This is a genomic window from Streptomyces sp. CLV115 (assembly GCF_038448545.1).
GTDB lineage: Bacteria > Actinomycetota > Actinomycetes > Streptomycetales > Streptomycetaceae > Streptomyces > Streptomyces sanglieri.
The window spans coordinates 68,442-79,504 of sequence record NZ_JBCEWQ010000022.1 but is presented as its reverse complement, the minus strand read 5'-3'; the positions used below and the strand labels follow the sequence as shown (position 1 = coordinate 79,504).

Genomic DNA, 11,063 nt, shown 5'->3' with positions numbered 1-11,063 from the left:
GCACGAACTGGAGCGCAGGGACAAGGAGTTCGCGCTCATCACGATGTGCGCGGGCGGCGCGCCGCCGCATAGCTTCGGAGCCATGAACAACGACAACAGCCGTACGGAATATGCGACTTCGGGCGGGCGGCGGCGCATCGCCCGCCGGACGGCGGCGGCCGCCGCGGCGATGGTCCTCGCCGCTCTCGGCGTCGCACCGGCCGTCGCCCAGTCGCCCACCACCCAGCAGCCCACCTCGCAGCAGCCGGCGGCGCAACAGCGCGCCGACGCACCGGATCCGCGCGCCGCGCACGGCAGAGGAACCCTGCTGAGCATCACCCCGGTGGCCGACCTCGACCGTGCGGACGTCGCCCGGTTCCTCGCCTCGGGCGGCATGGACACCGCCACCGTCCGGCACGGACTGCGCGGCTACCGCCTCACCTACCGCACCGTCACCCCGCAGGGCGCACCCACCACCGCGACCGGCTTCCTCGCCCTGCCCAAGGGCGGCCCCCACCGTCTCGACCTGGTCTCCGACACCCACGGCACCATGGCCCACCGCGACTACGCACCCTCCGTCGGCGAGGACTTCGGACGCTTCGCCCCCTACCTCCACGCCTCGGCCGGCCGCGCCGTCGCCGCGCCCGACTACCTGGGCCTCGGCAAGGGGCCCGGGCGCCACCCGTACATGGACACCAAGTCCTCCGTCACCGCCTCCCTCGACATGATGCGGGCCGCACGCACCGCCGCGCAGCGCCTGGGACGGCCGCTCACCGGCGATGTGTACGCCGGTGGCTTCTCCCAGGGCGGCCAGGTCGCGATGGCCCTGGGCAAGGCGCTCGGCGGCGGCGCGGACCGGCACTTCAGACTCCGGGCGCTCGCCCCCGTGTCGGGCCCCTACGACATCGAACACGCCGAGACGCCCGCCCTGTTCGACGGCCGGGTCAACGACACCAGCGCCGTCTTCTACATGTCGTACTACCTCACCGCGCAGAGCAGACTGCACCCGCTCTACAAGGCCCCCTCCGAGGCGTTCCGGAAGCCGTACGCGGACATCGTCGACGGTCTCTTCGACAGCGAGCACACCGAGGAGGAGATCATCCCGGCGCTGCCCGCGACGCTCAAGGAACTGCTCACCGACGACTACTACCGCCGGCTCCAGGACCCCGGCGGCGGTCTGCTGGAGGCGGCGCGCGCCCAGGACGGCAACTGCGCCTGGAAGCCGGACGTTCCGGTACGGCTGTACTCCTCGTCCGGTGACACCGATGTCCCGATCGCCAACGCCCGCCACTGCGCCGCCGATCTGGCCGCCCGGGGAGTCGACGCCCCCGTCGTGGACCAGGGGCCGGTCGACCACAACACGACGTATCTGAAGTCGGGGCCGGAGATCGTGCGCTGGTTCGACACGGTGGCCGCGCGACGCTGAACGGCGTCGAGCGGTCGAGCGGCGGCCCGTGGGGGGTGGGCCCGTGGGGCGGGACGGCGACGGGGGATCCCCGGCCGGTCGTCCGGCCGGGGCCGCGTCGCCGCAGCGGCGGGGCGCGTGCGTGCTCAGTACGGCACGTGGGTGGGGAAGGTGGCGGTGGGGCTGAACAGCGCCGCGTATCCGTCTTCGTGGTGGCGGCGGTGCCGCCCGGACCGGCCGACGTCCGCGACCGGGGTCGCGAGCGTGAGCAGCCCGTCGTTGGCGAGTTCCTGTACGCGCATCAGCAGTGCCCGTACCTCCAGGCCGAGTTCGGCGGCCACCGTCTGCAGATCGAGGCCGGACTCCCAGCTCCACAGCAGTACGGAGTCCATGCTCGGCGACCAGACGACGGTGTTGTCCACCTCGGCCGGCGGGGACGGTGCCGGGATGTAGGCCAGGACCCCGGTGGTCGCCGGTGCCGGGGCCGACATCGGGGGCTTGGCCGGAGCCGGGGGCGCGGTCACGGGCGGCGCCTGCGCCGGGGGCTTCGGCGTGTCCGGCTCCGGCGCGGGGGTCTCGTCGGCCGGCTGCGGCCGGGGGCGTTCCGGCGTGGCGGCGGGCGACTTCGCCGCATCGCCCTTCGGCGGGGTCCGGCTGAGGAGTTCTTCGGCGAGGGACCGGGCGTCACTGCGGCCGACGGTGCGTCGAGCTAATCGCACCTCGCGCTCGTTGAGGCCCATCAAATCCGCGATCGAGCCGTCGTCGCCGACCGTGACGGCGAAAGCGGCCAGCGTTCGGCTCCGCTCCGCCTGTGTCTCGTCCAGCAGGGCCTGCGCCCGGCGCATGCGTTCGTCGCTGGCGCAGAAAGCTTCCGCCAGAACGGTGTTCCGCTCCCAGAATTCTCTTGGTTCCACGGAAGGGACAACGCGCAGGTGGCCGCCGGGAAAGGACGGACGAGCCAAATGCGCCTAAATGGACTAGCAGGGAAGCGAATCTGTCAATTCGCATCAAGTGGCTGTTCACACGGAGAGGTGACGGGGCCGGGCACGGCGAAGGCCCCGACCGGTGGTCGGGGCCTTCGCACAGTCCTGCGTACGAGCGCTCGGCGCGGTGCCGGTGGCCTGCCTGTGGCCGGCTCAGTACCAGTGGTTGGCCTGCCAGAACGACCAGGCGCCGCACGGGCTGCCGTAGCGGGAGTTCATGTAGTCCATGCCCCACTTGATCTGGGTGGAGGGGTTCGTCCTCCAGTCGGCGCCGGCGGAGGCCATCTTCGAGCCGGGCAGGGCCTGCACGAGACCGTACGCACCGGAGGAGGAGTTGGTGGCGGTGTGGTTCCAGCCGCTCTCGTGCTGGACGATGTTGCTGAAGCACTGGAACTGCGCGGCGTCGCCGATCATCGCCTTCGCCGTGGCCTGCGCGCTTCCCGCGACGGACGCCGGCGCGGCGGCCGGTGCGGCCATGGCCGGGGTGACGCCGAGGCCCAGGCCGGTGGCGCCGAGGAGCACGGCGGCGCCTGCGACGGCGGACTTGCGGCGGGCGGTGCGGGGCTTGGCGAGGATGTTACGGGCGAACGACACAGAGAGACCTAACGTCGGGTACGGGGGAGTCGCCTGCCGGTCCGGATGGTGCGGTCGTGCGGGTGGACCGGGCTTCGTCGACCGCGGTCCGGTTCGGCGGACCCGGCGGTGCTCGGCGACTCGTCCAGTGTTAGCGGCGGCGTTCAGCCATCGCAACGACCCCCGGTACGAGCCCGTCTCGTACCCGGACCCCGAAGACCCGCACGGCCCCGGGCCTGCCCGCCGCGTCGTCGCAGCTCGGCAGCGCCGCTCAGCGGGCCGTACGCCCCGGAGTGCCGCTACTACCCCGCATCGTGGAGGACCAAGGTCCTGTGGGAGCCCTCACTCGCGAGGAGCGTCGAATGTGACCCGGGCCTCGAAGGCGGCGCGGCGGGTGGCCCGGCGCAGCGCCTTCAGCAGCGCCGGACCGACGGCCAGGGTCAGCACCGCGGTGAGCACCGCCCGGCCCAGGTCCCAGCCGAGCGAGGTGGCCAGACAGTAGGCCAGGAAGCGGACCAGGTTGTCCGTCAGCGGATCGCCCGCGTGGAAGGAGACCCCCGAACCGGCCGGGGGCACGATCGTCCACCCGTACAGATTCATCACCGTGCCGTACGCGAACGACGCCACGAACCCGTACCCCGCGAGCATCAGCGACTCGGCCCGCCCGCGCAGCCGGCCGGGGCCCGGCAGCAGTCCCGCGCCCATCGCGAACCAGCCCATCGACAGCATCTGGAACGGCATCCACGGCCCGACCCCGCCGGTGAGCAGTGCGGACGCGAACATCGTCACCGCGCCCAGCACGAAGCCGAAACCCGGCCCGAGCACCCGGCCGCTCAGCACCATCAGGAAGAACATCGGCTCCAGCCCCGCCGTGCCCGCCCCCAGCGGACGCAGCGCGGCACCGACCGCGGCCAGCACCCCCAGCATGGCGACCGCCTTCGCGTCGAGGCCGTCGTCCGCGATCGTCGCCACGACCACCCCGACCAGCAGCGGCAGCAGCGCGGCGAACAGCCACGGCGCGTCCTGGGAGTGGGCGAGGCCGGAGCCGGGACCGGCCAGCAGCGGCCAGCCGAAGGCGGCCACCCCGACCAGGCCGATGAGGACGAGCGCGGCGATCGCCCGCGGCCCGAGCCGTACCGCCCGCACCCGGCGCCCGCTCACGACGGGTCTCCCAGCGCGGCACGCACCTGTGCCACGGTCAGCCATTTCTGCGGGGCGAGGATCTTCGAGGTCTGCGGGGCGAACGCCGGGGACGAGACCACCACCTGCCGGGTCTCGCCGTCCGCGACGACCTCCCCGTCGGCGAGGATCACCACCCGGTGCGCCAGTTCCGCCGCGAGTTCCACATCGTGCGTGGCCAGGACGATCGCATGCCCCTGGGCCGCGAGGCCGCCGAGCACCGTGACCAGCCGGGCCTTCGCCGCGTAGTCCAGGCCACGGGTCGGCTCGTCCAGGAGCAGCAGCGGGGGCCGCGCGGTGAGCACGACGGCCAGGGCGAGGGCGAGGCGCTGGCCCTCGGAGAGATCGCGGGGGTGGGTGTCGTCCGGCACATCGGGCAGCAGCTCGGAGACCAGGGCCCGGCAGCTGCCGGGGGCGGCGCCCGCGTCGCCGTCCGCCGCGGCGCACTCGGCGGCGACGCTGTCCGCGTACAGCAGATCGCGCGGTTCCTGCGGTACGAGCCCGACCCGGCGCACCATCTCGCGCGGCTGGGTGCGGTGCGGGGTCCGGCCGCCGACGAGGACGGTGCCTGAGGTGGGCTCGACCATGCCGACGAGGGTGGCCAGCAGGGTGGACTTGCCCGCGCCGTTGCGTCCCATCAGGGCGACGGTCTCGCCCGGGGCGACGGTCAGCGTCACCCGGCGCAGCGCCTCGACGCGCCCGCGCCGTACGCCGAGACGCTCGACCCGGGCCGTGGCATCGGCGGCCGGTTCGGGCACGGCGGCGCTCCGCGCGCCGCGGCCCAGCAGCCGGTCCAGGACGCCGCGCCGCACGGGGGAGGGGGCGACGGGCGAGAGCGGGGGAGCGGCCGGCGGCACCGGGGCGGGCGGCCGCCCGGATGCGAGCCGTTCGCGCAGGTCCGCCGCCCGGCGCCGGGCATCGCGGACCGAGAGCGGCAGCGGTTCCCACCCCGCCAGCCGGCCCAGCGCGACGACCGGCGGGCGGACCGGGGAGACGGCCATGACGTCCGCGGGCGCGCCCACGACCGGGGCGGCGCCCGGCGACGGCAGCAGGACGACCCGGTCCGCGTACTGGACCACCCGCTCCAGCCGGTGCTCCGCCATCAGAACCGTCGTACCCAGGTCGTGCACCAGCCGTTGCAGCACGGCCAGGACATCCTCGGCCGCCGCCGGGTCCAGCGCGGACGTCGGCTCGTCGAGGACCAGGACCTTCGGGTGCGGGGTGAGCACGGAGCCGATCGCGACCCGCTGCTGCTGGCCGCCGGAGAGCGTGGCGATCGGCCGGTCGCGCAACTCGGCCAGCCCCAGCAGGTCCAGGGTCTCCTCGACCCGCCGCCGCATCACGTCGGGGGCCAGGCCCAGCGACTCCATGCCGTAGGCCAGCTCGTCCTCGACCGTGTCGGTGACGAAGTGGGAGAGCGGGTCCTGCCCCACCGTGCCGACCAGATCGGCGAGTTCGCGCGGCTTGTGGGTACGGGTGTCGCGGCCGTCGACCGTGACCCGGCCGCTCAGCGTGCCGCCGGTGAAATGCGGCACCAGACCGGAAACGGCACCCAGCAGTGTCGACTTGCCGACCCCGGACGGGCCGACGAGCAGCACCAACTCGCCCTCGGGGACGGTCAGATCGACCCCCGACAGGGTGGGGCGCCCGGTCCCCTCGTAACGCACCGAGACCTGCTCGAACCGGATCACTGGATCTCCTTGGAATTCGGCGCACCGGCCGGCGCAGTACCCGTCGGCGCAGCACCAACCGGCGTACCCACGGCCGCAGCACCCGTCGGCGCAGCGCCCACCGGCGTACCCACCGGCGGCGGCACCGGCGCCACCACCGCGGGCAGCAGCCCGATCAGCACCGCCGCCGCCGGCCACAGCGGAAGCACCGGCGCGGTCAGCGGGACGACCCCCGGGTGCAGCGCCTCCCCGTAGGCGCCGCCCGCCCAGATCATCGCCACCGCCACCACGACGCCCGAACCCGCCACCAGCCAGGCCCGCACCCCCCACCGGTCGGGCCGGTAGCGGGTACGGACCGAGCGGGCCCCGCCGAGCCGCAGCCCGGCCAGCGCGGCGACGAGCCCGGCGATCAGCAGCGGCACCCCGTACACCGCGCCCTGCGCGGCCAGCAGCCCGTACGTACCGGCGCACACCCCGAGCAGTCCGCCGAGCGTGAGGACGTTCGTGGTGCGGCGGACCGCGGGCGGGACCTGGGCGGTGCGCCCGTAGCCGCGCGCGTCCATCGACGCGGCCACCGCGATCGAACGCTCCAACGCGCCCTCCAGGACCGGCAGTCCGATCTGGAGGACCGCCTTGATACCACCGGTCGGACGGCCCCGCAGCCGCCGAGCGGTGCGCAGCCGCATCACATCGGCGACCATGTTCGGCGCGAACGTCATCGCGACGACGACCGCGACGCCCGCCTCGTACAGCGCACCGGGCAGCGACTTCAGCAGCCGGGCCGGGTTGGCGAGCGAGTTCGCCGCACCGACACAGATCAGCAGGGCCGCCAGCTTCGCCCCGTCGTACAGCGCGAAGACCAACTGCTCGGTGGTGACCCGGCCACCGAGCCTGACCCCCTGCGCCCAGTCGGGCAGCGGCACCTCGGGGAGCGTGAACACCGTGTGCGTACCGGGGATCGGGGAACCCAGGAACACGGAGAAGACCAGCCGCACAGCGACGACGAACAACCCGATCCGGATGAACGCCCCGTACGAACGGGCCCACGGCGCGTCCGTACGGCGCGCGGCCACGACGTAACCGGCCACCCCCACCAGCAGCCCGAGCAGCAGCGGATTGGTGGTCCGGGACGCGGCGGTGGCCAGGCCGAGCGCCCACAGCCACCAGGCCCCGGCGGGCACGGCGTTGCTCCGGGTCGCCTCGGGAGCGCGCAGCGGACGACGCCGTGCCGGGACGGCGGAGCGGGTCCGGGCGGTCATCCGCGGCGGCGGCGGGCCTGCACGACCGCGGCGATGCCGAGGAGGAGCACGGCGCCGACCCCGACGAGCACCCCGGCGGACGGGCCGCCGGAACCGCCCGAGGTGCCGGAGGCCGCGGATCCGGCCGGTGACGCGGCGGCGGACGCGGCGGCGGACGCGTCGGGCGTGCCATTGCCGCTGCCGCTGCCGGAGACCTGTTCGCCGCAGCCCGAACCCGGGTAGCCGGAGATGGCGCAGAGCATCGCGTCACTGTTGTAGCGCAGCGGCTTCGCCACCGAGGCGAGCGCCTCCGCGGCGCTCGCGTCCGGTGCGACCCGCGCGCACGCGGTGCGCGGCGCGGGCGGCTTCTCACCCGCCGGGGCGTCCGCCGCCGTGCCCGGGTCGATGACGAGCGCGATCCGCTTGGTGCCGTCCTCGGCCGGGGTGTCCGCGCAGATCTTCGTGAACTCCGCGGCGCGGCGCGGCTTCGCCGAGTCCTGGGAGTCCTCGCTGACCGAGAACCGGAAGCCCTGCACCGCCCCGTCGTCCGGCCGGACGAGCGACGGGCCCTGGGTGGCATACGTCCAGCCGGAGCCGGAGCCCTCCCAGAACGACCAGTACCGGTACCCGGCCGCCTGGGCCGGTCCCGCGCCGAGCACGGCCAGGACGGCGCCCAGGACCACCAGCAGCGCGGTGGCCCGCCCCGCGCGCCTCACGGCTGCCTGTTCTTCCGGCGACCGCTGATCAGGAAGAACGCGATGGCCGCGAGGACGAGGGCGATGCCGACGTACCACCACACGCCCCCGATCACGTCGTCGCCGCTGTGGACCTGGTCCTTCTCCGTGGCCTCGTACCCGGTGTCGGCGGACGGGTCGGGCGTCACGACGGAGGCGGGTTCGGGGCCGGCCGCGTTGAGCCGGGCGACCAGGTCGACGCCGCCGAAGTCCCGGGCGTCGTTGCCGGTCGCGTGGGCGGCCAGGACCAGCTGGGCGTAGGCGGCGGGGCCGTTCTGGCCGGCCCAGTCCGCGGAGTTCTTCTTCAGCCAGTCGACGGCTCCGGCCGCCTTGTCCTGGTGGCCGGCCGCGGAGAGCGCGACGACCGCGTCGGCGGTGTTGCCGAAGTCGGGCTGCGGGGTGGTGTCGGTGGCACCGGGCATCGGCGCCAGGTTCAGGTGGCCGCTGCCGGCGAGGGCGCCGGTGAGGTAGTGGGCGCCGTTCTGGGCGGCCTGCTCGGGCGTGAGCCCGGAACCGGACCGGCAGGTGGGCGCCTTGCCCGCGGCGTTGTTCCCGACCGCCAGAGCCTTGCCCATCGTGCCGAGGACGGCGGCCGCGGTGGCGTCCGCGTTCGCGGCGAGCCCGCCCTTCTTGTCGGGCTGGTAGGCGAAGGCGCCGCCGTCCTTGCCGCCGCACGGGAGGGCGAGGGCGAGCAGCGGGTCGTAGGGGGTCTTGCCATCGGGGGTCGTGATGTCCGCGAGGCGCTGCCCCTGACGGGCGAGGGCGCCGATCACCAGAGAGGTGGAGTTGGCGTCACTGGGCGCACCCGCGGTGTAGCCCCAGCCGCCGTCCTCGTTCTGTACGGACTTCAGCCAGCGCACCGAGTCGTTCACGGTCTCGCGGTGCCCGCCGACCTCGACCAGCGCCTGGGCGGCCGCCGCGGTGGCATTGGTGTCCCGCACCGTCTTGGCGTCGCACGGCTGGGCGGCGTCGGGCCGGTACGCGGCGTAGGAGCCGTCGGCGCACTGCTGGCCGATCAGCCAGTCCACCGACTTCGCGGCCGGGGTGACCCCTTCGAGCCGCTGCGCGAGGAAGGCCAGGGACTGCCGCCACACCCCGTCGTAGGTGGGGTCCTTCGTGCCGTACAGCCCGGACGGCAGCGCGACGGACGGCGAGGGCGAGGGGGACGGCGCTGCCACCGCGACCGGCGCAGCGGCCGCGCAGAGCACGGCGGCGGTGGCGGCGAGCGTTGCTGCGCTGCGACGTACGGTCATGGCGGGCGGGGCCTCTCCTGCGGGGTGAACCGGGCACAGGCACGCTCAGGCACCAGGCTCCGACCCCGTGTACCTCGACGGTGCCGACCACCGGGGGATCCGGTGGTCCGAGCCGGTCACGACCGCGGACAGGGCATTCCGACTCACCGCCTGCGAAGACGGTTCACGGCTGCGTGGTCAGTGCCGGATTCGCACCGGCTTCCCCCTGAACGGGCATGATGACGACCCGCACACTCTACCGGGCGGCACCACCCGGACTCCGGGCCGGGAGGAGCGCCCCGTACGTGTCACTGCTCACGTACGCGCCCTGCCCGCGCAAGCGCGCCCCTGCCCACGTAAGCGAAACCACACGCACCCCACTCACACCACTCACACCACGCACACCGCCCCACCGCTCACACCGCTCACACCGCGAGGTAGGCCACCGGCTCGCTCCCCGGCACCGCCTCCGCACGCCCCAGCTTCACCAGCCGCCGCAGATGCGCCTCCGCCTCCGAGACGGCGATGTTCCGGGAGCCGTGCGGGATCTGCTCCCAGGGCCGGTTCCACTCCATCCGCTCGGCCAGCTCCCACGGCGTCAGCGGCTCCGCCAGCAGCCCGAGCAGCCCCGTCAGCCGCTCCTCGTGATGCCCGAGCAGTTCCTGCACGCGCCCCGCCGCATCGGTGAAGGCGTACTGATGGGCGGGCAGCACCTCGGCGGCCCCGAGCCTGCCGATCCGCTCCAGCGAGTCGAGGTAGTCACCGAGGGGATCGGTGGCCGTCGCGTCGTCCGGGTCCTCGTACAGCCCGATGTGCGGACTGATCCCCGGCAGCAGATGGTCCCCCGAGAAGAGCCGTCCCCGCCCCGGCAGATTGCCCGGGTGCTCCTCCTCCAGGTGCAGGCACACATGCCCGGGCGTGTGCCCCGGTGTCCAGATCGCCCGCAGCCTGCGCCCCGCCAGGTCCAGCAGCTCGCCCGGCACGATCTCCCGGTCCGGGAGCGCGGCCCGCAGCCCCGGCAGGGTGCGTGTCCGGCTCCGGCCGGCCGCGGCGGCCCGCAACGGCGCGAGGTGCTCCTCGGGTGCTCCGACCGCGGTGAGTTTGGCCGCGAGATAGGTCAGCCACCTGCCGGGTTCGGACTCCCGGGTACGGCGCACGATCGCGGTGTCCGCCGCATGCATGGCGATCCAGGCCCCGGAGGCCTCGCGCACCTGCCCGGAGAGCCCGTGGTGGTCGGGGTGGTGGTGGGTGATGACCACACCGTGGATGTCGGCCATCTCCGTGCCGACGGCGGTGAGTCCGGCGCCGAGCGTGTCCCAGGCCTCGGGATCGTCCCACCCGGTGTCGATCAGCACCGGGCCCCGATCGGTGTCCAGGACGTGTACGAGGGTGTGGCCGAGCGGATTGTCCGGGATGGGCACCTTGATGCTGTGCACGCCCCCGCCGTGGTCGGTCACCTGCGTCATGAGGTCCCCATCTCTCTGGACGGCGTACGGGTTCGCGGCTCCGATGCGTCGCCCCACTGTAACGAGAACTTGTTCCAGTAGTAGCCCTGGTCGACCATCTGGTTCGGGCGTACCTGCCGAGCCGGGCGATCACCCCAGGTGCGGCGTCGCTCGGTTCGCCCGGAAGTGGTCGATCCTCAGCCGCTGGGTGTGGTGCATGGGCAGCGCGTCCAGTTCGTCCGGGGTGACGAATCGGAGGTCCGTCGACTCGCCGGAGATGCCCAGTTCGCCGCCGATGATGCGTGCCGTGAACACCACAGCGAACTGGCGGCGAACCTCACCGTCGCTGTACGCGATGACATGCTTCGGGTCCGTGTATGTGCCGACGAGCCCGGTGATCTCGACATTGAGCCCGGTTTCCTCCCTGACCTCCCGGACGGCGGTGCCGGGCAGTGAGTCGGTCAGGTCCATGCCCCCGCCCGGCAGGGCCCAGAGTCCGTTGTCCCGCCGTCGCTGCATCAGGATCCGTCCCGCCTCGTCCGTCACCACGGCGGAAGCGGCCACGACCAGGCTGTTGGGCTTCGGCGCGTTCGGGTCGTCGTAGAACTCGGTCCGTGCCATGGGT

Annotated in this window: 10 protein-coding genes and 1 riboswitch; of the genes, 1 reads left to right on the top strand and 9 read right to left on the bottom strand. The window is 73.8% G+C overall.

Annotated features, from left to right (window positions below; all coding sequences use genetic code 11):
- Positions 1–82: 82 nt before the first annotated feature.
- Positions 83–1,405, top strand: coding sequence for an alpha/beta hydrolase (locus AADR41_RS11395; protein ID WP_342281232.1), 1,323 nt, complete (start codon positions 83–85; stop codon positions 1,403–1,405).
- A gap of 125 nt (positions 1,406–1,530) precedes the next feature.
- On the opposite strand, the gene AADR41_RS11390 is transcribed toward AADR41_RS11395, so the two are convergent.
- The 9 genes from AADR41_RS11390 to AADR41_RS11350 all read right to left on the bottom strand — a co-directional run bounded on the left by AADR41_RS11390 (position 1,531) and on the right by AADR41_RS11350 (position 11,059).
- Positions 1,531–2,229, bottom strand: coding sequence for a hypothetical protein (locus AADR41_RS11390; RefSeq protein ID WP_342281226.1), 699 nt, complete (start codon positions 2,227–2,229; stop codon positions 1,531–1,533).
- A 291-nt stretch (positions 2,230–2,520) separates the two neighbouring features.
- The gene (locus AADR41_RS11385) at positions 2,521–2,961 is read right to left on the bottom strand and encodes an aggregation-promoting factor C-terminal-like domain-containing protein (protein ID WP_342281225.1); all 441 of its coding nucleotides are present in this window, start codon (positions 2,959–2,961) and stop codon (positions 2,521–2,523) included.
- Positions 2,962–3,282: 321 nt separating this feature from the next.
- Complete coding sequence (locus tag AADR41_RS11380; RefSeq protein WP_342281224.1) at positions 3,283–4,146, bottom strand: ECF transporter S component; 864 nt, start codon at positions 4,144–4,146, stop codon at positions 3,283–3,285.
- On the bottom strand, positions 4,098–5,810 hold the full coding sequence (locus AADR41_RS11375; RefSeq protein ID WP_342281223.1) for an ABC transporter ATP-binding protein: 1,713 nt from the start codon (positions 5,808–5,810) through the stop codon (positions 4,098–4,100). Before AADR41_RS11375 ends, AADR41_RS11380 begins: the two co-directional genes overlap by 49 nt.
- Positions 5,807–7,048 carry an energy-coupling factor transporter transmembrane component T gene (locus AADR41_RS11370; RefSeq protein ID WP_342281222.1) on the bottom strand — a complete coding sequence of 414 codons (1,242 nt, stop codon included), beginning with the start codon at positions 7,046–7,048 and terminating at the stop codon, positions 5,807–5,809. The genes AADR41_RS11375 and AADR41_RS11370 overlap by 4 nt, the downstream gene beginning before the upstream one ends.
- Positions 7,045–7,743, bottom strand: a complete 699-nt coding sequence (locus tag AADR41_RS11365) for an SCO2322 family protein (protein WP_342281221.1) — start codon at positions 7,741–7,743, stop codon at positions 7,045–7,047. The genes AADR41_RS11370 and AADR41_RS11365 overlap by 4 nt, the downstream gene beginning before the upstream one ends.
- Positions 7,740–9,014, bottom strand: coding sequence for a prenyltransferase/squalene oxidase repeat-containing protein (locus AADR41_RS11360; protein ID WP_342281220.1), 1,275 nt, complete (start codon positions 9,012–9,014; stop codon positions 7,740–7,742). The genes AADR41_RS11365 and AADR41_RS11360 overlap by 4 nt, the downstream gene beginning before the upstream one ends.
- A 110-nt stretch (positions 9,015–9,124) precedes the next feature.
- A riboswitch (cobalamin riboswitch) is annotated at positions 9,125–9,265 on the bottom strand.
- A gap of 153 nt (positions 9,266–9,418) precedes the next feature.
- Positions 9,419–10,459 carry an MBL fold metallo-hydrolase gene (locus tag AADR41_RS11355; RefSeq protein ID WP_342281219.1) on the bottom strand — a complete coding sequence of 347 codons (1,041 nt, stop codon included), beginning with the start codon at positions 10,457–10,459 and terminating at the stop codon, positions 9,419–9,421.
- A gap of 129 nt (positions 10,460–10,588) precedes the next feature.
- Positions 10,589–11,059, bottom strand: coding sequence for an NUDIX domain-containing protein (locus tag AADR41_RS11350; RefSeq protein WP_342281218.1), 471 nt, complete (start codon positions 11,057–11,059; stop codon positions 10,589–10,591).
- Positions 11,060–11,063 lie beyond the last annotated feature (4 nt).